The sequence below is a fragment of the Rhizobium skierniewicense Ch11 genome, from assembly GCF_023757665.1.
Taxonomy (GTDB): Bacteria; Pseudomonadota; Alphaproteobacteria; order Rhizobiales; family Rhizobiaceae; genus Agrobacterium; species Agrobacterium skierniewicense.
In genome coordinates this window covers 19,793-42,011 of record NZ_RXPG01000016.1, presented here as the reverse complement: position 1 = coordinate 42,011, position 22,219 = coordinate 19,793, and the positions used below count along the sequence as shown (strand labels likewise).

The 22,219-nt window shown below is 58.3% G+C and carries 16 protein-coding genes; 10 read left to right on the top strand and 6 right to left on the bottom strand.

What is annotated here, in order from left to right; genetic code table 11:
• Positions 1–10: 10 nt before the first annotated feature.
• From EKM04_RS12785 to EKM04_RS12770, 4 genes are all read right to left on the bottom strand, one after another.
• A complete protein-coding gene (locus EKM04_RS12785) occupies positions 11–1,339 on the bottom strand; it encodes an MFS transporter (protein WP_183894755.1) in 1,329 nt (442 codons plus the stop codon).
• A gap of 83 nt (positions 1,340–1,422) precedes the next feature.
• A complete protein-coding gene (locus tag EKM04_RS12780; RefSeq protein WP_252094068.1) occupies positions 1,423–3,549 on the bottom strand; it encodes an acetate--CoA ligase family protein in 2,127 nt (708 codons plus the stop codon).
• A gap of 105 nt (positions 3,550–3,654) precedes the next feature.
• On the bottom strand, positions 3,655–4,494 hold the full coding sequence (locus EKM04_RS12775; RefSeq protein ID WP_183894753.1) for a p-hydroxycinnamoyl CoA hydratase/lyase: 840 nt from the start codon (positions 4,492–4,494) through the stop codon (positions 3,655–3,657).
• A gap of 147 nt (positions 4,495–4,641) precedes the next feature.
• Entirely contained in the window at positions 4,642–5,028 is a 387-nt protein-coding gene (locus tag EKM04_RS12770) for an aldehyde dehydrogenase family protein (protein ID WP_183894751.1), read from the bottom strand.
• Positions 5,029–5,107: 79 nt separating this feature from the next.
• Here EKM04_RS12770 and EKM04_RS12765 point away from each other — a divergent pair, with 79 nt between their 5' ends.
• The 4 genes from EKM04_RS12765 to EKM04_RS12750 all read left to right on the top strand — a co-directional run bounded on the left by EKM04_RS12765 (position 5,108) and on the right by EKM04_RS12750 (position 10,390).
• Positions 5,108–5,599, top strand: coding sequence for a MarR family winged helix-turn-helix transcriptional regulator (locus EKM04_RS12765; protein WP_183894749.1), 492 nt, complete (start codon positions 5,108–5,110; stop codon positions 5,597–5,599).
• 320 nt (positions 5,600–5,919) lie between these two features.
• Positions 5,920–7,452, top strand: coding sequence for an acyl-CoA carboxylase subunit beta (locus EKM04_RS12760; RefSeq protein WP_183894747.1), 1,533 nt, complete (start codon positions 5,920–5,922; stop codon positions 7,450–7,452).
• 10 nt (positions 7,453–7,462) lie between these two features.
• Positions 7,463–9,466: an acetyl-CoA carboxylase biotin carboxylase subunit gene (locus EKM04_RS12755; RefSeq protein WP_183894745.1), complete on the top strand. Its 2,004-nt coding sequence runs from the start codon at positions 7,463–7,465 to the stop codon at positions 9,464–9,466.
• Positions 9,467–9,523: 57 nt separating this feature from the next.
• Positions 9,524–10,390, top strand: a complete 867-nt coding sequence (locus EKM04_RS12750; RefSeq protein ID WP_183894743.1) for a D-amino-acid transaminase — start codon at positions 9,524–9,526, stop codon at positions 10,388–10,390.
• Positions 10,391–10,409: 19 nt separating this feature from the next.
• Here EKM04_RS12750 and EKM04_RS12745 read toward each other — a convergent pair whose 3' ends face one another.
• Positions 10,410–11,924 (bottom strand): serine hydrolase domain-containing protein, encoded by a 1,515-nt coding sequence (locus EKM04_RS12745; RefSeq protein ID WP_183894741.1) that lies wholly within the window; start codon positions 11,922–11,924, stop codon positions 10,410–10,412.
• 116 nt (positions 11,925–12,040) lie between these two features.
• On the opposite strand from EKM04_RS12745, the gene EKM04_RS12740 reads away from it, so the two are divergent.
• The 6 genes from EKM04_RS12740 to iolG all read left to right on the top strand — a co-directional run bounded on the left by EKM04_RS12740 (position 12,041) and on the right by iolG (position 21,040).
• On the top strand, positions 12,041–13,081 hold the full coding sequence (locus EKM04_RS12740) for a dipeptidase (protein WP_183894739.1): 1,041 nt from the start codon (positions 12,041–12,043) through the stop codon (positions 13,079–13,081).
• A 180-nt stretch (positions 13,082–13,261) separates the two neighbouring features.
• Positions 13,262–15,862 (top strand): bifunctional lysylphosphatidylglycerol flippase/synthetase MprF, encoded by a 2,601-nt coding sequence (gene mprF, locus EKM04_RS12735; protein ID WP_183894737.1) that lies wholly within the window; start codon positions 13,262–13,264, stop codon positions 15,860–15,862.
• Entirely contained in the window at positions 15,859–17,226 is a 1,368-nt protein-coding gene (locus EKM04_RS12730; protein ID WP_183894735.1) for a virulence factor family protein, read from the top strand. Before mprF ends, EKM04_RS12730 begins: the two co-directional genes overlap by 4 nt.
• An 85-nt stretch (positions 17,227–17,311) precedes the next feature.
• Positions 17,312–18,454, top strand: coding sequence for a M24 family metallopeptidase (locus EKM04_RS12725; protein WP_183894733.1), 1,143 nt, complete (start codon positions 17,312–17,314; stop codon positions 18,452–18,454).
• A 78-nt stretch (positions 18,455–18,532) separates the two neighbouring features.
• Positions 18,533–19,876, top strand: a complete 1,344-nt coding sequence (gene telA / locus EKM04_RS12720) for a telomere resolvase TelA (protein WP_183894731.1) — start codon at positions 18,533–18,535, stop codon at positions 19,874–19,876.
• 171 nt (positions 19,877–20,047) lie between these two features.
• Entirely contained in the window at positions 20,048–21,040 is a 993-nt protein-coding gene (gene iolG / locus EKM04_RS12715) for an inositol 2-dehydrogenase (protein WP_183894729.1), read from the top strand.
• A 289-nt stretch (positions 21,041–21,329) separates the two neighbouring features.
• Here iolG and EKM04_RS12710 read toward each other — a convergent pair whose 3' ends face one another.
• Positions 21,330–22,208: an N-formylglutamate amidohydrolase gene (locus EKM04_RS12710; RefSeq protein ID WP_174154153.1), complete on the bottom strand. Its 879-nt coding sequence runs from the start codon at positions 22,206–22,208 to the stop codon at positions 21,330–21,332.
• Between the last annotated feature and the right edge of the window lie 11 nt (positions 22,209–22,219).

Genomic DNA, 22,219 nt, shown 5'->3' with positions numbered 1-22,219 from the left:
TTTACATTTCCTATTGAAGCGTCGGCCGCGATCCCTTTGACCCGACGCGTCGAAGACCGAGCAACAGTATGGTGAGGGCAGCGATTGTCGAGCCGAGGCCCATCGCAAGGGCGACTGTCGGAAGGGTGGCTCCGTTTGCAAACAGCATGCCGGCAATGATGGGACTAAGGGCCGCGCCGCCTCGGCCGATACCGATGACAAAGCCGGTGCCGCTTGCGCGGACCTCGGTGGGAAAGGTCTCGGCAACGATCGCATACATCCCGACAACGCCCGCATTGGTGGCGCATCCCGCAAGAGCCGCGAGAATGGAGAGCTGCACGAGATCTGGAGCGCTGCGCCCGAACAGAGCGACAAGAACCGTCGCGATCACCATGACGCCGATCGTCAGGCTCTTCACGGGAAAACGTTGAGCAAGGATGCTGACGATGATCGAACCGACGATGCCGCCAATATTCGCCCAGACAAGGACATTACCGGCGGCAGATGGCAGGAAGCCCATATCCGCGACGATTTTCGGCGCCCATTTCAGGATGAAGTAGAAGGTCATGATGTGGAAGAAATAGGCAAAAGTCAGGCACAGGGTAGCAACGAGCAATGTTGGGGAAAATAGCTGCCCGATGCCGGGTTTCAGGCGTATCCCGGCCGGTTCCGGCAAAGCGGAGACGCTTGCACGGCCCATGCGTTTCAGGACAGCGTTGAGCCGTTCGAGCGCGCCCTTGGGACGCCGCTGAATGAGCCATGGCACGGATTCCGGGAGGGTAAAATAGACCAGGGGTATGCAGCAGGCCGTCACGATGGCACCGCTGGCAAACACCGCTCTCCAGCTGTAATCGACCAGGAAATGCGACACGAGGGCGCCACCGATCACGGCACCGACGGGATAGCCTGTCGCCATCAGTGCGACTGCGAAACTTCGGCGTTTCGCGTTGGCATGTTCAGCTGCGAGCGCGTTGGTTGCCGCCAACATACCGCCGATCCCGAGACCGGTCAGGAGCCGCCAGGCTGACAGCGGCAGGATGCCGGAAGCCGTTGCCGCCAGCGCCATTCCACTGGCCATCAGCACGAGGCTGACGAGGACGGCGGCGCGCCTGCCGATCCGGTCGCAGAGGCCTCCGAGCCACACGGAGCCGATGGCCATGCCGATGAGTTCCATCGACAGGACGATACCAAGCGCGGCACGGTCGACACCCCATTCCTTGGCGATGCCGGGCGACGCAAAGCTGATCGACAGGACATCGAACCCGTCGAGCGCGTTCAACAGAACGCACAGACTGACGGCCCATATCTGCATCGGGCTCATTGGCGTCCGCGCGAGACTGTGTTGCGGATCCTCGATCATGGCTGTTCCTCCCTCAAGGTTGAAATGGAATCAGGGACCCTGTCCGCGCTTCGCGGATGCAAAGCCCTCATGCGCTATCGGTCTCAGTCGCCCAGTGTCATCAGCGCGTCGAGGATGACGGCACCCTTGCCTCCGGGGTAGACGACGACGGGATTGAGATCGATTTCCCGGATAGACGGTTCTGCTCGAAGAAGACGGCCGAGGCGGCTGACGATTGCGGCCACAGCACCGACATCGCAGGGAGCGGCCCCGCGAAATCCGTCGAGAAGCGCGGCGCATTTCAGCCGTCCGATCTCCTCAATGATTGCCTCGTCTGTCAGGTCCGCCGAGAGCAGGCGGACGTCCTTCAGGATCTCGGCCTGGACGCCTCCGAAACCCACGAGAATGACAGGACCCCATTCCGGATCGTTGCGTGCTCCGACGATCAGTTCGATTCCGCGCGGGCTCATCGTCTCCACAAGGACCCCGTCCAGCAAGAGGCCAGGCCTATGGCGGGCGATGTTTGCCGAGAGCTCTGCCCAGCCCTTCAACACGGCTGTGTCATCCGAGAGACCGACGACAACCCCGCCGGCGTCGCTCTTGTGCGAGAGATCGGCAGATTGCGCCTTGAGGACAACGGGATAGCCGATCGCGCGCGCGTGCCGGCAGGCCTCTTCCGGCGTCGTGGCGAGCATCCCTTGCGGTAAGACGAACCCCCCCTGCCGCAAAAGGTCCTTAGCCTGATATTCAGGAATGACTGCCGGACCGGCCGGCAAGGCCGCCAGACGCGTCGGCTCGGCGTCGGTCACGACGAGTGTGCGGCGAGCGCGCTCGGAAAGCCGGGACACGGCCCGCATCACCCGGTCGGTGGATGGGAAATAGGCGATACCCAGAGCGCGAAGGCCATCGACATAGGCGGATTGGATCGGCGCGCCCTCGTCCAGACCGGCAACGATGATGGGCTTGGCGGGTTTCAGGTCCTGAATTGCGCTGAGGATGGAGGGGAACTTCAGGGTGCAGGTCTTGGCGTCCGTCTGGATGATACCGAGCACGATGGTCTCGACACGATCGTCGGTTAGAAGGGCGGCGAGCGTACGCCGGTACAGGTCCGGATCGACCAGAGATTGCGCCGTGAGGTCGACGGGGTTACTGACGGGCACGAAGGGCGGCAGGGCGGCGCGAAGGGCGGCACTGTCCTCGTCGGTCATCTGCGGTAGAGGAAGGGCCAATGCTTCGGCCAGATCGAGCGTCAACGCCTTGAAAGCGCCGGACTCGCCAACGACCGCCACGCCGCCACCCCCGATCCTGCCGTAGCGGGCGGTCAGTTCCAGGCAGTCGCCGAACTCCTCGAGCGTCTCCACCAGCGTGACGCCCACCCGCTCGACACTGGTCTTCATAACCTGGAAGTCGCCGGCCATGGCGCCGGTGTGGGTGGCGGCTGATTCCCGCGCTGCACTGCTGCGGCCGGGATGCAGCAGAATGATCGGCTTTCCCGCCGCGATGCAGCGCCGCGCGGCTTGCAGGAAGCGCGCCGGTTTGCGGAACTGCTCCACCACCAGACCGATGACGTGGGTATGGGGATCATCGATCAGATAGTCGACGTAATCCTCGACGCCACTTGCCGCTTCGTTTCCGGTCGATATCGAGAATGACAGGCCAAGCCCGCGCGCAAGCAGGGTGCTATCCACGACTGCGGCGATCGCACCCGACTGGGAAACGATGCCGATGCCCGGACGGCCGTCAAGTCTGATGTCGGGCGTCTCGATGAATGTCAGAGGGATGCCGTCGACGAAGTTGACGAGGCCGAGGCAATTCGGCCCCTCGACCATCATGCCGCTTTGAGCCGCAATGGCGGCGATCTCGCGCTGTTCGGCCAATCCCTCGGCCCCACCCTCGGCGAAGCCGGCGGAGAAGATCACCACTGCACCGGTTTTGCGCAGCGCCAGCGCCTTAACGGCTTCCAGGACGGAAGCACGCGGAATGGCTAAGATCGCGACATCGACGCCCTCCGGCAGATCGCCGATGGCCTTCAGACACGCGCGACCGCCGATTTCCTCCCGGTTGGGGTTGACGAGAAATATTTTGCCAGGAAATCGTAAACGGTCGAGATTGGCAAGGACCGACGCGCCCAGGGCGCCAGGTTTGTCGGATGCACCGATAATCGCCACGGAAGCCGGACGAAGCAGGCGGCCAATCGCGTTTGCAGGCATGAACCGGATATCTTGATCCACAGTCGTCTCTCCTCCACAGGGCCGCGCGTCCATGGAAGCGACGGCTTTCATCCCATCTGTTGACAGGTCCGCATCGTCTCCCCTTACGATACGGACCCACTCTGTCTATGCTTTCGACTTCGACCGGTCGTAGGCACCGAGACCCGGCTTGTAGCTCTTCTCATCGATGAACTGCCGGATACCCTCCTTCCGTCCCTCGTTGTCGTAGCTGTTGGCGGCCTCTTGAGCGCGGACGAGATAATCTTCCGCTTCATCGTAGGTCATCGTGCCGACCCGTCGCACCACATCCTTGGTGGCCTTGAGGGCAACGGGGTTTTTCTTGAGAAGCACCTGCGCGACCTCGCCGACGCGGGCTTTCAACTGTTCAAGCGGCAGGGCCTCGTTGACGAAGCCCCATTCGGCGGCCTTCCGGCCATCGATGTTCTCGCCCGTGAGCGCATGGTACATCGCGTTGCGGAAACCGGTCAGCTCCAGCGCGACCTTGGTGGCTCCCCCTCCCGGCAGGATGCCCCAGTTGATTTCGGAGAGGCCGAATTTCGCCTCTTCCGCAGCAAAGGCCAGATCGCAAGCGAACAGCGGGCCGTATCCGCCACCGAAGCACCAGCCATTGACCATGGCGATGGTCGGTTTCTGGTACCACCGCAGCCGGCGCCACCAACCGTAACTTTCCCGCTGCGCCCTGCGTGTACCGCGCAGTCCCTGGCTCTCGGTCTCGCGGAAGTATTCCTTGAGATCCATGCCGGCGGACCATGCTGTCCCCTCACCGGTGAGGACGAGGACGCCAACGTCCTCGGAAAATTCGAGCTCGTCCAGAACGTCCATCATCCGGCGATTGAGTGCCGGGTTCATGGCGTTGCGCTTATCCGGACGATTGAAGCTGACCCAGGCGACCCGATCAACGATTTCGAAAGTAACGGTGTTCTGTTCATCGCGATGTAAATCCACGGCATTTCTCCTTATGTGACGAACGGCGGTTGTTGGGTGAACGCTCTTGAAGACAGCCGACCTCCTCAAGGCTGGCCGCCTCGCATCGGTCCACGCCCCTGGACGCCGTGTTGTTTGGCTTGTGTATTGTGCGTTTCCCGGATGGCCTCACATCGGGAAATGCTCGCCGCTGGTGTCCAGCGTGATGCAACACAACTTTATAAGTGGATCGAGGTCGGCCTTGCCGCCGAAGCGGTCGTAGCCTGCGCTTTTGACGCCACCGAACCGCGTCTGCGCCTCGTCGTGGACGGTCGGTTCATGGATGCGGGAGATGGCAGATATCCTCCGGCGGGCGACACGCAGGCCACGTGCGGCGTCGTTTGCCGGATCGACAGCGTAGTCCTTGCCCCACGCCCTGACGACGGCGGCAAACGGACCGAAGCTCCCATGACGAAACAGTCGCATGGCAGGCGTCACGTCATCCATCACGATGACCCGCTGGAACGAGGCGTTACGATCTGATTGAGCTAGTCTTCGAGCGATATTCACCACCATTGAGCCTCCCGCCTCATGATATGTTATATAACATGACATTTTGATTTGAATTGGCAAGCGAAATTTTCTAGGGTCGGACATGAACAGGATCGAAACCGCCCCCTTGTCGTCAGAAGACGCGTCAACCAACGCCAAGCCCTCCCTCACGACGGTCACCAATCCCCTCGACGACCATCTCGGCTACCAGCTTCGGCGGGCATCGAGTTCTCTGATGGGCGTGCTAGCCCAAAGGCTGGCGCAGATCGACCTGACCCCAAGCGAAGCATCCGTCATGATCCTGATCGCTGGCAACGACCGCATCATTCAAAGCGAGATCGGCCGGATTCTTGGCATCCAACGGGCAAACATGGTGCCGTTGACGGCATCGCTTGAAAGACGCCACTTGATCGAACGGGAACATATCGGCGGAAAATCCTTCGGGCTGACCGTGACCGCAGATGGCAGACGGGCGGCCGCTGAGGCCGAACAGGTCATGCTGGAGCATGAACGAGAATTCTTCGGCGCCTTGCCATCCCGGTCCCGCAAGTTGCTGCTGGATCTGCTCGGTCCGTTCTGGAAGAAAGGGGAGTGACAGAGAAGCGATTGGTACGATCACTGCAACGACTGGCGCGAACCCGGGCCTGAAAGCATGGTTGCCGATCTCGGCGACAGCCAGCGCGGCCACCCGGTGTCGCTGCTCCGATGCGCCGTCGGCAAACCGGTGCCCGGCTTCACGCCAACAGAATGCCAAAAACATCAGGGCTGTTGGATATGATCCTGATCGAGCAGGACCTGCCGGGAGCAAACAGCGAGCACTTCGCCAAATGCTTAAACTTGCCACCAATGGACTATTTGCAATTCGGGATTTCACCCTTAAGTCTGGAATCGCAATAGTCGTATCTGGGAGTTTGCATGTCGACGGTTCTTGAAGAGGTGGAGACGCGCCGCGCGCAGGCAAGGCTCGGTGGCGGTCAGAAACGCATCGATGCACAACATGCCAAAGGCAAGCTGACGGCCCGGGAGCGTCTCGACGTATTGCTGGATGAGGGCTCCTTCGAAGAATACGACATGTATGTCACCCACCGCGCCGTGGATTTCGGCATGGCCGAGCAGAAGGTCGCTGGCGATGGCGTCGTCACCGGATGGGGCACCATAAATGGCAGACAGGTCTACGTCTTCAGCCAGGACTTTACCGTTCTGGGCGGTTCGCTTTCCGAAACCCATGCGCAGAAAATCTGCAAGGTCATGGATATGGCCGCGCGGGTGGGAGCACCTGTCATCGGTCTCAATGACAGTGGCGGCGCGCGTATCCAGGAGGGCGTATCGTCGCTCGCCGGTTATGCAGAGGTTTTCCGCCGCAATGCCGAAGTCTCCGGCGTTATCCCACAGATCTCCGTGATTATGGGCCCGTGTGCGGGCGGTGCGGTCTATTCCCCCGCCATGACCGATTTCATCTTCATGGTGCGCGACACGTCCTACATGTTCGTCACCGGACCGGATGTGGTCAAAACCGTCACCAACGAGATCGTGACAGCGGAAGAACTGGGTGGCGCTTCCACCCACACCAGAAAATCCTCCGTTGCCGATGGCGCCTATGAAAACGATGTCGAAGCGCTGGAGGCCGTGCGCGCGCTGTTCGATTTCCTTCCGCTCAACAATCGTGAGAAAGCACCGAGCCGACCGTTTCACGATGACCCGGCGCGGTTGGAGCAAAGGCTGGACACGCTGATACCAGACAGCTCCGCCAAACCCTACGACATGAAAGAGCTGATCCACGCCCTGGCCGACGAAGGCGACTTCTTCGAGATACAGGAAGCTTTTGCCAAAAACATCATCACCGGCTTCATACGCATCGAAGGCCAGACCGTTGGCGTTGTCGCCAACCAGCCCATGGTACTGGCCGGTTGCCTTGACATTGACAGCTCGCGCAAGGCCGCCCGTTTCGTGCGTTTCTGCGATGCCTTCAACATTCCCATTCTGTCGCTCGTGGATGTGCCCGGATTTTTGCCCGGTGTGGCTCAGGAGTATGGCGGTGTCATCAAGCATGGGGCAAAATTGCTTTTTGCCTATTCGGAAGCGACCGTGCCGATGGTGACGCTGATCACCCGCAAGGCATACGGCGGCGCCTATGACGTGATGGCCTCCAAACATATCGGTGCTGACATCAACTATGCCTGGCCAACGGCGGAGATCGCCGTGATGGGTACCAAAGGGGCGGCGGAAATCCTCTATCGTTCAGAGCTTTCCGATCCTGCGAAGATTGCGGCACGGACCAAGGAGTACGAAGAGCGTTTCGCCAACCCCTTTGTGGCGGCAGAGCGGGGCTTCATTGATGAGGTCATCATGCCGCACTCCTCCCGTCGCCGCATCGCCCGCGCGTTCGCCTCGCTACGCAACAAGCAGGTGACGACGCATTGGAAGAAACACGATACGATTCCGCTGTGAGGGTACCGCAATGATCTCCAAAATCCTCATCGCCAACAGAGGCGAAATCGCTTGCCGCGTTATCCGGACGGCAAAAGCCATGGGCATAAAGACGGTGGCCGTCTATTCTGATGCCGATGCCAATGCTCTGCATGTGCGCGAAGCGGACGAGGCAGTGCATATCGGCCCAGCGCCTTCCAACCAGTCCTATATCGTGATCGAGAAAATTCTGGAAGCCATCCGCCGGACGGGTGCCGATGCGGTGCATCCCGGCTATGGATTCCTGTCGGAAAACCCGGCCTTTGCTGCTGCTCTGGAAAAAGCAGGCATCATCTTCATCGGCCCGCCGGTGAAGGCAATCGAGGCGATGGGCGACAAGATCACCTCCAAGAGGCTGGCCCAGGAGGCTGGCGTCTCCACCGTACCCGGCCACATGGGACTGATCGAAAACGCAGACGAAGCTGTGACGATAGCCTCGTCTATCGGTTACCCCGTCATGATCAAGGCATCGGCGGGCGGCGGGGGCAAGGGCATGCGAATCGCCTGGAACGACGCCGAAGCACGCGAAGGCTTCCAATCCTCCAAAAACGAAGCGAAATCCTCCTTCGGCGATGACCGCATCTTCATCGAAAAATTCGTCAATCAGCCTCGGCACATCGAAATTCAGGTGCTGGGCGACACGCATGGCAACGTACTTTATCTGGGAGAGCGCGAGTGCTCCATCCAGCGCCGCAACCAGAAAGTCATCGAAGAGGCTCCGTCGCCTTTCCTTGACGAGGCCACACGCAATGCGATGGGTGAACAGGCCGTTGCCCTTTCCAAGGCGGTTGGCTATCACTCTGCCGGGACGGTGGAATTCATCGTGGATGGCGATCGCAATTTCTATTTCCTGGAAATGAACACCCGTCTGCAAGTGGAACATCCGGTGACGGAACTCGTCACAGGCATCGATCTCGTGGAGCAGATGATCCGCGTTGCATCCGGCGAGCCATTGGCGTTCGGACAGAGCGATATCAAGCTGAACGGCTGGGCTATCGAAAGTCGCCTCTACGCGGAGGATCCATATCGAAACTTCCTGCCTTCAATCGGTCGTCTCTCGCGATATCGCCCCCCGACAGAGGGGACACAGCCCAACGGCACCGTGATTCGGAACGACACGGGCGTTTTCGAAGGCGGTGAAATCTCGATGTATTATGATCCGATGATCGCCAAGCTCTGCACCTTTGGCAAAGACAGGACAGAAGCCATAGATGCCATGGGAGATGCGCTGGACAGTTTCGAGGTCGAGGGCATCGGCCACAACCTGCCCTTCCTCTCTGCCGTCATGCAAAATCAGCGCTTCCGCAGCGGAAATCTGACGACTGGCTTTATCGCCGAAGAGTTTCCCGAGGGCTTTGCGGGCATCGAACCCGAGATTGAGACTGCAAGGAAGCTGGCCGCTGTTGCGGCCATCATTCATCACCGGGTGCAGACACGTGCCACGCAGATTTCCGGGACGATCGGCAACCACCGCCGCATTGTGGGCAACGATTGGGTTGTCCGTTTGGCAAAGACGGACCACCGGATTTCCCTCATCGGGGATGAGACCAAAACCTCGGCAACCTTCGAGGACGGCACCGTTTTACCAATCGAGACGTCTTGGCAACCGGGGCAGACGTTGCAAATGTTTACGCTCGGTGGGCAGTCCATGGCCGTGAAGATTGATCTTTCGCCATCTGCAATTCGTCTCCGCTGGCGAGGACTGGACGTAAAAGTGCTGGTTCGCACCCCGCGCATCGCCGAGCTTGCCAAACTGATGCCAGACAAGCTACCGCCGGACACGTCGAAACTTCTGCTGTGCCCCATGCCAGGGGTGGTTACATCCATTTCCGTGCAGGAGGGCGATCATGTGGAGGCGGGCCAGGCGCTGGCAACCGTTGAAGCGATGAAGATGGAAAACATTCTTCGGGCAGAGCGGCACGGTCGCGTTAGCAAGGTGTCGGTCAGTGCAGGCGATAGTCTCGCGGTCGATGAGGTGATTTTGGAGTTTGAATAGGCGGCCGGATCGTTTTAAACAGACGGTGCTTTTCAGCCTGACACCAAAGGACCTACTATGCCCAGCGCGACCGATCGCATCGTCTATCTCAACGGTAAATTTCTTCCTGAATCCGAGGCGAAACTCTCCATTTTCGACCGCGGCTTTCTATTTGGGGACGGCATCTACGAGGTCACGTCCGTTATCGATGGCAAGCTGATCGACAGCGATCTACACATGGCGCGGCTGGAGCGAAGTGCAGGTGAGATCGACATTCCTCTGCCCATCACCACCCAGCAGGTGGTCGAAGCGGAACGACGCCTGATCAGCGAAAACAGTCTGACGGAAGGTTTGATCTACCTGCAATTAACGCGTGGCGCTGAAGACCGCAATTTTCTATTTTCGGATGATCTCGCACCCACGCTCGTAATGTTTCCGCAGGTGAAAAAGCTCGTCGGAACCCCGCAGGAGGCGACCGGGCTCTCGGTCAAATCTGTTCCCGATCAACGCTGGGCTCGCCGCGATATCAAATCCGTCTGCCTGCTGCCGCAGGTCATGGCCAAGCGCATCGCCAAGGCTGAGGGCTGCGATGAGGCATGGATGATCGAGGACGGTTTCGTGACCGAGGGCGCCTCTTCGACGGCCTATATCATCACTGCAGACAAGAAGCTGGTGACACGCGGCAACAGCAACAAAACCCTGCCCGGCTGCACACGCCAAGCGGCTTTGCAGTTGATCGAAGAAGCGGGTCTGACCTTGGAAGAGCGCCCCTTTACGCTCGATGAGGCTTTGAAAGCGCAGGAAGCGGTGCTCACCAGTGCGGGCAACTTCGTGATGCCCGTCACAAGCATCGACGGAAAACCTGTCGGCGATGGAAAGCCCGGCCCACTTGTGAAGCGCCTGCGTGAGCTTTACCTCGAAAACGCGATGCGCACCGCCATTTGAGTGAGAACGGCGTTCGTCCTTACCGGACCGAGCGCCGATACTCGACCATGCGCGCACGGCTGGTAACCAGTTCCAGCCGATCGTGACCCAACGCGTGCAGGCAGACGCGTTTTGTCCATGGGCCATCGTTCAGCGTAAACAGAAAGCGGCCAGCGCCGAGGGCCGTCAACGGCATGGTTTGCCGCGTCGGCCCGACACCCATGGAAAGCATGTTATTCTCTATCGAGAATTCGGCACCCTCCTCGCAAATCCAGCGACCGGTCAGCGCGGTCGGCACGTCATGCGATCCGACCGGCAAAAAGCGGCGTTGTGCGTGTCCAGCCTCCCCCACCAAGGCGTCTCCCTCCACGCGAAGACGCACCGGCGATGAGGCCGATCGGGAGGAAACCCAGCCATCGCCATCGTCATAGAGCGTGTCGTCGGCATCGATGAACGTGCAGGTGCTTCCTTTGATCTCCAGCCACCACGGACCCGTTTCTGTGATGTAGAGACCATCCGGCAGGCTGCTTGTAGGCTGGGGCAATGGCAGACCGGTCAGCGCCGCCATACTTTCCAGCGCTATCTTGAAACCGTTGGTGTCCTCTCTATTGGAGACGACGACGAAACCCGTGCCGTTTTCCGGATCGAGCAGAAAGTAAGTCTTATAACCGGGATGCGAACCGCCGTGCCCGAGGAAGCGACGCGTGCCCAAATGCGACCAGCGCAAGCCAAGCCCGTATTCGCTCATCCGACCATCCGCCAAAGGACGTTCAGCAGACAATGCTTTCAATACGCTCTCGAAGCCAGGTTCGCCGTTCAAAAGCGCCTGCAACCAGCGGACCAACGCCTCGGCACTTCCCGCCAAACTCCCGGATGCAGAAATGTGCAAGCCTGCGGATGATAGCTGCCAGCCCTGTTCGGCCTGCCAATATCCAGGCACAAGTCCAGCCACCGGGTCGCCCCACACATCCGGTGCCTTGAGAACGACGCCGAACGGTGCGGCGATCTTCTCCCGGACGAAATCGTCGAAACGAATCCCTTTTCGCTCAAGTGCGGCTTCCACCAGACGATAGCCCGTGTTGGTGTAGGATACCTCGCTGCCCACTGGGAAATTAAGGCGTGTCAACCGCGAAACATAGTCCAGCAGCGGCGCAGCATGCGTTTCCGTGTAGACCGAAAGGCCAAGCAGCGAGAGACATTCGCGCACATCCGGCAGGCCACCGCTCATATCCAGCGCCTGCCCCACCGTGACATCGCGAAGCGGCGATTGCAGTTCTGCAACGTGTTTTCCGAGCGGATCATCAAGCGCGATCAGATGGTTGTTTTCCAGCACCATGGCACAAAACACATGCTTGGTGACCGACGCGTAGCGCACAACGCTTTTGGGTGAAAAAGGTGTGTAGGTCGCTAGACTTTCCACGCCGCCTGAACAGGCAAACCGCAGGCCCGACAGGTCAAAGCCGACAACAGAACCTCCGGGCTCGTTGTTGCTCCATTGCGACACGAAGTCTTCGGCCACGTTCGAAGCAGCGGTCCAGTCCTGATTGTCCAGCATGTTTTTTCCATTCAAAATCGTCCCCACAACGCGAAGGACCCTGTTCAGACGCTGCATTTGCACCTATCTGACGCGTACAGCAATGCCCTGTCAGACCCTCCGAAAGTGACCACGATATGACCAATCCCAACGCTGTACCCGTATTCGATGGCCATAATGACGTCCTTTTGCGTCTCAAACTCTCGGGAAATTCTGGGCCGGAAAAGCAGTTTATCGACGGCGATACGGTCGGGCATATCGACCTGCCACGCGCCAAACAGGGCGGTCTGGCGGGCGGGCTTTGTGCGATTTTCGTTCCTTCACCGTCAGGCTTCGATGCCGATCGCAATTTCATCCCCCCAAACCAGCCCGACGCCTTGGCCACCACGCTGGGCATGGCAAGCCTGCTGTTTCGCATCGAAGCGGCATCGGATGGCAAACTCAAGATCTGTCGCAACGGCGCCGATATCCGGGAGGCGATGGCAAGTGGCGCGTTCGCTTCAGTGCTGCATATCGAGGGTGTGGAAGCGTTTGATGCGGATCTCGATGCGCTTTATACGCTTCATCAGGCGGGGCTAAGGACATTAGGTCCGGTCTGGAGCCGCCCCAACATGTTCGCGCATGGTGTTCCTTTCCGCTTCCCGTCTACGCCCGATATCGGGCCTGGCCTCACCGAAGCCGGACAGAGGCTGGTCAAGACCTGCAATGAGCTGAAGGTCATGGTCGATCTTTCTCACATGAATGAGCAAGGCTTCTGGGATATCGCCCGGATTTCCGACGCGCCACTGGTCGCATCCCATTCCAATGCACATACCCTTTGCAACCACAGCCGCAACCTCACAGACCGGCAGCTGGACGCCATTCGGGACACGGGCGGGTTGGCCGGTCTCAATTTCGGCGTGCTGTTCGTGCGCCAGGACGGCACCAAGAACCCGGACACTGATTTGGGAGAACTGGTCCGCCATGTCGATTACATGGTCGAGCGCATGGGCATCGACCATGTTGCGTTTGGATCGGACTTCGATGGCACCACGATTCCCGCGGCGATGAAGGATGCATCTGATCTGCAACTTCTTGTCGATGCCTTGCGGAACGCCGGATACGATCAAGCAACGCTTGAAAAAATCTGCCACGGCAACTGGATCAGGGTTCTGGACGCGACCTGGAGCCAATCATAGTCCGAAGAGGCAATCCGGTCTGCCGCGACCCTCGGCCTTTGTCATGATTGACGTTTCTTAAACGTCGGGCCGTCGCAATTTAGAAAATAAAAATTAAATCTTCGTATGACTGAGACGATACCGAACTAGCGTCACAATCGTATGGTTCGCCAGAACCAATCTGGTCTCGTGGAAAAGCATATGACTGAGAAGAACGACGTCGCGCAGATCGAAGAGGCCGAGGCAGGTCTCGAAGGCTTTTTTGAGCGATACAGGACGCATATCACCTCGGTCGCGGTAACGGTCGTCTTCGTGATGATGACCTTCACCATCTATAAGCTGACCTCTGAAGTCCGTTACGACGATATCGTCGAGGCGCTGGCCGACACAAGCTGGAAGGCTGCGGCGCTTGCGGTGCTCTTTACGGGTCTGAGCTTTGCAGCTTTGATCTGTTACGATTTGAACGCCATCGAATATATCGGCAAAAAATTGCCGACCCCTTCCGTCATTGCCACCGCATTCATCGCGTATGCCGTGGGAAACACGGCAGGTTTCGGACCTTTAAGCGGCGGTGCAATTCGTTTTCGCGCCTATTCCCGCATGGGGCTGAGCCCATCCGATATTGCACGCATCATTGCCTTCGTAACGCTCTCATTCGGCCTCGGCCTGCTTGCCGTCAGCGCCTTGTCGACGCTGATCGTCGCTCCCCGCATCGCGGCCATCATCGATGTCGATTCCATGTGGCTCCGGAGCGGCGCGCTCGCCGTCATCGTTATCATGACGGCCCTGCTGTTTCTGGGCCGTAACGGTCGCGTTCTTCAGATCAAGCGGCTGAAGCTGCGTCTGCCCGATAGCCGCACCTCATCGCGCCAGTTTCTGGTGTCCGCTCTCGATATCGCTGCTTCAGCATCGGTGCTCTATGTTCTTCTGCCGGAAACGAACGTCGGCTGGCCCAGCTTTTTCGCCATTTACGCAACCGCTGTCGGCCTTGGCGTTCTCAGCCACGTACCCGCAGGTCTCGGCGTCTTCGAAACGGTCATGGTCGCGGGCCTCGGCAATGCCATCAGCCTCGATCAGTTGCTCGGCGGCCTTGTTCTCTACCGCATGATCTATCATGTTCTGCCGCTAATCGTTGCCATTATCCTGATGCTGGCAACTGAAATGAAGCAGTTTGCCTCAAAGCCCGTGATGGCGGATATCGGCCATCTTGCCGGGCGACTGGCACCGTCCCTGCTCTCGGCCTATGCGCTCATTCTCGGCACCATGCTGATTTTTTCGAGCGTGACACCGACGCCGGACAGCAATCTCGATTTCCTGTCCGGCTTCGTGCCGCTGCCGATCATCGAAGCGGCGCACTTTCTGTCGAGTATCCTTGGCCTCGTTCTGGTCGTGGCCTCGCGAGGCCTGAGCCAGCGGCTCGATGGCGCATGGTGGGTCGCCCTCGTTGCCGCCGCAGGGGGTCTGTTCCTGTCGCTCATCAAGGCGATCGCCGTTTTCGAGGCGATATTCCTTGGAATTTTCATCGTTGCGCTGTTTTTCAACGTCCGCAGCTTTACCAGACACGCCTCGCTTTTGCGACAGGCGCTGGGACCGACATGGCTTGCCGCCATGGCTGTCATCGTTGCCGGTGCGGCGACGATCCTGTTCTTTGTCTACCGTGACACAGACTACAGCCAAACGCTTTGGTGGCAGTTCGAGTTTTCGGAGGAAGCTCCGCGTAGCTTGCGAGCGTTGCTGGGTCTGGTGCTCGCCTCCTCGACTGTCGCAATCTTCAGCCTGCTGCGGCCGGTCATGTACCGCCCCGAGGAGGTTCATCCCGAAGATATCGGGAAAGCGACCGAGATCGTCAAAAGACAGGACGTGGCGGACGCCAATCTCGTGCGCATGGGTGACAAGCACGTCATGCTGTCGGAGAGCGGCAACGCCTTCATCATGTATGGCATTCGCGGCCGCTCATGGATTGCACTGGCGGATCCGGTTGGCGACGAGAACGATTTCGCCGATCTCGTCTGGCAATTCGTGGAGACCGCGCGTGCGTCGGGCGGACGCGCAGTATTCTATCAGATTTCACCGGCCATTCTCACCCATTGCGCGGATGCGGGCCTGCGCGCTTTCAAGCTGGGTGAACTCGCCATGGTCGATCTCACCCGCTTCGAGTTGAAGGGCGGCAAGCTGGCCAACCTTCGGCAATCGCTCAGCCGTGGCGCACGCGACGGGCTGACCTTTTCGGTCATCGACACACCTCAGGTTCCAGAAATCTACGATGATCTGAAGCGCGTTTCAGACTCTTGGCTTGAGCATCACAACACGCGCGAAAAGACTTTTTCGCTCGGCTCTTTCGAGAAAGACTACATTCTCTCGCAGCCCGTTGCCGTGTTGTACAAGGATGGGCAGATCACCGCGTTTGCCAACCTGCTGATGACGGAAACCAAAAAGGAAGTCACCGTCGATCTCATGCGCTTTTCGCCAGACGCGCCGCGCGGTGCCATGGACTTCCTGTTCGTCAGCATTATTGAATATATGCGCGATCAGGGTTACTCCAACTTCAATCTGGGCATGGCGCCGCTTTCGGGGATGTCGAAACGCGAGGCTGCTCCGGTTTGGGACCGGATCGGCGGGACATTATTCGAACACGGTGAGCGTTTTTATAACTTCAAGGGATTGCGAGCCTTCAAATCGAAGTTTCACCCGAAGTGGGAGCCCCGTTATGTCGCGGTTTCCAACGGTACCAGTGCCGCGTTGGCGCTAATGGACGCAACCGTTCTCATCAGCGGCGGCGTCAGAGGAGTGATTGGTAAATGACAGGCCTGAATTATCTGAAAGCCGCATTGGTCGCAGCCGCACTTTCCGTTCCACTTCATGTGTCGGCACAAGACGCCAACGGCTTTGAGACAGGCATGATCCCACCCAATCACATCATGTTGCCGGATGGCGACATGGCAGCCAACATCTTCCTGATATCCGGCCCAAACGGCTGGGGTGAAGCCGAACAGACGCAAGCCGAAGCCTTGGTCGAAAAAGGTGCGGCTGTCGTCGGTATCGATTTTCCGAAATACATCGAAGCTCTCAAAGCCGATGATGAAGACTGCATCTATATGATTTCCGACATCGAGGAATTGGCGCAGGAAATTCAGCGCAAGGCGAATGTTTCAAACTATCGCCCGCCCATCGTTGCCGGCATCGGTGACGGCGCGACGCTTGCCCTGGCGATGATCGCGCAGAGCCCGGCGGCAACGATTGGCGAAGCGGTCGCGGTCGATCCTGTTGCCAGCGTTCCTTTGGACAAGAAGATCCTGTGCACACCGGCCACGAAAGAGCCTGACAACGACCGGACCATTTACGGCCTGACCGATGGCCCGCTTCCCGCCCCCGTCAGCGTGGTCTTCACAGCGAAGGCAGACGCCAAGGGTCGCACGCATGTCGAAGACCTGCTGAAATCCCATTCCGATATTGACGTGAAGGACGTGGACGACGACGCGCAGGCGGCCCTCGGCCAGGCACTGCAAGATCGTATCGACGCAGCTGGCAATGGCGACAACCCGCTGGGACTGCCATTGACGGTTCTGGAAGCCAAGCCAACCATGGATACCATGGCCATCATCTATTCCGGTGACGGCGGCTGGCGCGATCTGGATAAGGATGTCGGAGGCTTCTTGCAGCAGGACGGCATACCGACCATAGGCATCGATTCCCTGCGCTACTTCTGGTCCGAGAAAAAGCCGCAGGATATTGCCGACGACCTCTCGCGTATCATCGACACCTATCGCAAGGAGTGGAAGGTCAAGAACGTCATGTTGATCGGTTACTCGTTCGGCGCGGATGTCATACCCGTCACCTTCAACCTTCTGCCTGCCAAGGACAAAAGCCGCGTCGTGCAGATGAGCCTGTTGTCTCTATCCCACGAGGTCTCCTACGAAATCTCCGTGGGGGGATGGCTGGGCGTCTCTGGCTCGGGCGAGCAGGATCCGGTCAAGGACCTCGATAAAATCGACCCAAAGATCGTCCAGTGCGTTTACGGAACAGATGACGAAGACGCCGCCTGCCCGGCCCTGAAAGACAAGGGCGCGGAAATCATCGGTATCGATGGCGGGCATCATTTTGACGAAGATTATGAAGCTCTCACCAAGCGCCTTATCGCGTCTCTCAAAAAACGTCTGGGGCAATAGATAACGAGGCATTTCGTTGTCGACATATTGAATACATAACTTCAACTCTGTATTCCGTGTGATGTCGTCAACGAAAGATCACGCCATGTTTCCCGGTTCCAAACCAGCCTTTATCGAAAATGCCGAGCGACTGGAAAGACTGACACGCCTCCGCAGCCGCATGGAGGAGCAAGGTATCGGCGCTTTGCTCCTCGGCTCCACGGAAAGCCTGCGCTACTTCACAGGTTTGGTGTGGCACCAGAGCGAGCGCCTTCTGGGAGCCGTGGTCACCGCGACCGACCTCCACTATATCGTTCCGGGCTTTGAAAAAAGTCGCGTTGAAACGCTCCCGCATATCGGTGGCGAAATCCACATCTGGCAGGAAGAGCACAATCCCGCATCGCTGGTTGCTTCCATCGTCGGACCTGCGGGACGTGTCGCTCTGGATGATGCGCTACCGCTTTTCGTCTACAACGGTCTCGCGAAACAACTCGAACAGGACCGCCTCATCGATGGGGGCCTTTTGATCAGCACATTGCGCGCGCGCAAATCACCCTGCGAAATCGCGATACTTCAATATGCGATGAATTTGACACTGGAGGTGCAGAAGCGAGCGCATGGTCTGATGAAACCCGGTATCCGCGCATCGGAGGTCGTTCGCTTCATCAACGAGCAGCATCTGGAGCTTGGCGGTGAAGGCGGCTCGTCATTCTGTATCGTTTCCTTCGGTGCTGCCACATCGCTTCCGCACGGAGCAGATGGTGATCAGACCTTGCAGCAGGGCGACGTCATTCTGGTGGACACCGGCACACGCATCGACGGTTACCATTCCGATATCACCCGGACCTATGTTCTCGACGAACCAACACCGGAATTTGCGAAGGCCTGGGGCATCGAGCGCGAAGCTCAACAGGCGGTCTATGATGCCGCGAAACTGGGTGCGCCCTGCAGCAGTTTGGATGATGCTGCACGCACCGTCATGGCAAGGCACGGCTTGGGACCGGATTATGCGCTGCCGGGCCTGCCGCATCGCGCTGGCCATGGTCTCGGGCTGGAAATTCACGAGGCACCCTATATCGTCCGTGGAAATTCCACGCCGCTGGCGCAAGGCATGTGCTTCTCCAATGAGCCGATGCTGGTCTATCCCGATCAGTTCGGTATTCGTCTGGAGGATCATATTTATATGGACAGCGAAGGCGCCCGCTGGTTTACCCAACCTGCGGCCTCTCCAACGATACCGTTTTCCTGACTGCGCAATGAAATATACCCATTGCTATCGCACATAATATATACTTTTTAAGCGCGAATCACACCGCTGGAGCTTTTGATGTCCGTTGCCGAAAAAAGAAAAACAAAAACGCCTGTTCTGGTCGATCGGATCGCGGATTTTATCGAGACAATAAAAGCCACCCAGAAGGCGGATGGCACTTTCGATACAAAGAAAATCGGTGCTTTGTGGAACGAGGAAGTGCGCTTTCATTTCGACAATGGTCGTACGGAAAAGACGCTTGAGCTCTACATCGTAAAATATAGATATGCGCTCAAGGATGCGTTCGGCCCGAAAACGACCCCCCTTGCGATCTGCAACATGAAGAAGCTGCGGGAACGGCTGGATGCCTATATCAAGACCGTCGAGTATCCCGTAAAGGGCGTAGCGACCTCCATCGAGGAGAAGCTGGAACGCGCGGGCGCCAATATGGCCGGACGCAAACCACGGTTTCTGTTGCGTGTGTCTGATTTCATCGCCGCCACGAACGGCGTGACCACAAAGCCTGACATGCAGGCCCTGTGGGATGCGGAAATGGCATCGATGGCAGACAAGGCGCAGGCAACGGTCATCTCCTACATCACCAAATATCGCAACGCGCTTCGTGAAGCGTTTGGCGACGATCACCCCATGCTGCGCATCGCCGCCGGAACGCCCCAGATTTACGACGAAGCACGCAAAATCAAGATGGCGAAAATCGCCAACAAGCACGGGTCGCTCATTACCTTCGAGAACCATGCAGAGGTCATGAAACGGTGCCGTCGCTACCTGCAATCGTTCGACATCATGACTGTTGCCATCGGCCTGATGGGCACCACGGGCCGCCGCCCTTATGAGATTTTCACGCAAGCCGAACTGACGCCCGCACCCTACGGAAAAGGTGTTTCGAAATGGAGTGTCCTGTTCAACGGACAGGCGAAGACCAAACAGGGTGAAGGCACCAAATTCGGTGTCACATACGAAATCCCTGTGCTGGAACAGTCGAAAATTGTGCTGGACGCCTATCGCCGCCTGCGGGAGAGCAGCGATGGCAAGCTTTGGTTCGGGCTGAGCGTGGACGATTTCACGTCGGAGGTCCGGTTGCCGCTGCGTGACGCGGTCATCAGCAAATTTGAAGACATCTGGCCGAAGGAAGAGCCGCCGAAACCCTATGGCCTGCGCCATCTTTATGCAGAAATCGCGTTTCGTAATTTCGCCCCGTCCAGCGTCACCAAAAACAGCTATTTCGCGGCTATCCTCGGCCACAACAACAACGACCTCGAAACGTCGCTGTCTTACATGACCTACACATTTCCAGAGGATAAGGAGCAGTCCAAGGCCCGTGCAGAGCGTGTGGCAGAGCGGACGATCCAGCAGATGGTGAGTGTAAACCAGATACCGGGAATGCCCGCCAAAGCTGGCTGATCAGAACACCTCTCGCAGTGGCATCACCTGTCGCTGTTACGAAGAGCGCGAGCCATCTTGTCGCCTTGACAGGTGTGAACTGTCGTTCTAGCAAGATGGAACATATATTCCAAAACAGGCGTGTGTCCGCATTTGCGTTCCACGCCAAGATACTGAAATCGGGAGGAAACGATGGTTACGAGATTGGCTTTGCTGGGCGCGGGTCGCATCGGAAAAGTGCATGCGAAAGCGATCGCTTCCGACAAACGCGCAAAACTGGTCGCTGTGGTCGATGCCTTTGAGGAGGCCGCACTGGCCATTGCCGATGAAACAGGCTGCGCGATCAGCACGATCGACGCCGTGTTGACAGATCCCGATATCGACGCCGTCATCATCTGCACGCCGACCAACACCCATGCCGACCTGATCGAGCGTTTTGCGCGGGCTGGCAAGGCGATCTTCTGCGAAAAACCGATCGATCTGGATGTCGCGCGTGCGCAGGCCTGTATCGATGTGGTCAAGGAAACCGGCGCAAAGATCATGCTTGGGTTCAACCGCCGCTTCGATCCGCATTTCCGCGCTGTTCGCAAGGCCATCGATGACGGCCAGATCGGCAAGGTCGAAATGGTGACCATCACAAGCCGCGATCCCGGCGCGCCGCCCCCGGAATATATCAAGGTTTCCGGCGGCATTTTCCGCGATATGACGATCCACGACTTCGACATCGCCCGCTTCCTGTTGGGCGAAGATATTGTCAGCGTTTTCGCGACAGGCTCGGTTCTGGTCGATCCCAAAATCGGTGAACTCGGCGACTATGACAGTGCGAGCATCATATTGACCACTGCCAGCGGTCGTCAGGCAATGATCTCGAACTCCCGGCGCGCAACCTATGGCTATGACCAGCGTATTGAGGTTCACGGTTCACTCGGCTCTGTCGCGGCCGAAAACCAGCGGCCGGTGTCCATCGAAGTCGCCACCAAGGACGGCTATACGCGCCCGCCGCTCCACGATTTCTTCATGACGCGGTACACGGCGGCCTATGCTGCCGAAATCGCAGCGTTCATCGACGCCATCGAAACCAATGTCGCACCCTCGCCATCTGCCCATGATGGCTTGATCGCGCTGAAACTTGCCGATGCTGCATTGAAATCGGCGCGTGAAAAAGTGGTCGTCCAGGTCGTCTGACACTGATTGAAAAGGCGAGGCTCCTCGTCTCGCCTTTTCCATGCCATTGATAATCGGCACAAAAAACGACACTTTCCAGACATTTCGGGGGAAGCATCTGACGATGCTGAGATGGCGCTGAGCCGGACGCTTGAACGCGGGCCGGCTTGCCGTAGCAACTGGCTGCGACGGAGCTAGCGGTTCACAAGAACCAGACCGTTCTCGTCTACACCATGGATCTGGAATACGCTGGCGGAAGCAGGAGCCATCCACACCATCAATCGAAAAGGCCGCGAGTGAAATGGACGCGCTATGGCTCTCCGGACTTTACATAGTCTTTCAAAACCGTACCCAGCCTGGCAAGGTTTTCCTTAAGCTCCGAATAACCGGCATTTTTCTCTCGGGTCACCTCATCCATGTAGAGGCTCCGATTGAGTTCGATCTGAATGCTGTGGCGGTTTTTCGCAGGCGTGTTGTAGGCTGAGACCAGCTCGGCGCCGCGGAACGGAACGTTCAGAGAAACGGAATAGCCGAAGCTTTCCAGTGTTTTGATCACCAGTTGCACAAAGTCCGGTTCACTGCTTGTGCCATCGTAGTCGCCAATGACGATGTCCTTGCGGATTGTCCCGGCGGGATCGGGAGACAGGACATGACCGAAGGCTGGCATGGAGTGACAATTCACGTGATAGACACGGTCGAAAGTGTCATATGTCGTGTCCAGGAGGTGAACCAGCGCCCGGTGGTATGGACGCCAGTAGGTGTCGATACGGTTTTCCAGCTCAGCCACGCTGAGCTTGCGGTCATACATGGGTTGATCACCCCAGGCGAAACGCCAGATCAGTCCCATGCCGCGTCGGGCAGACGCGCTTTCTCGCACGGCGTGCGGCCATGTTCCATCGACCAGCTCCAGATCGACGTCTTCCAGGGACCGATTGAGATCGAGAAAACTCCGGGGGAAATGCGCCAGAAGCATCGGCGCCCCGATCGCAGGTGCAAAGTCGAAGAGGTCATCGACATAGGTATCGGACGCAACGAGCACTAAGTCGTCCGACGCTATTTTTTCAAAATGCTTCGGGATGGCCAAGCCGCTGTGGGGTGAGTCAAAGACCATCGGTATGGCGGGCGCTGTCGCCGGGATTATGGAAAGTACGCCGTCCATTTCGAGAGGCGAAATAGAAAATTCCGTCATATGATCTTCCA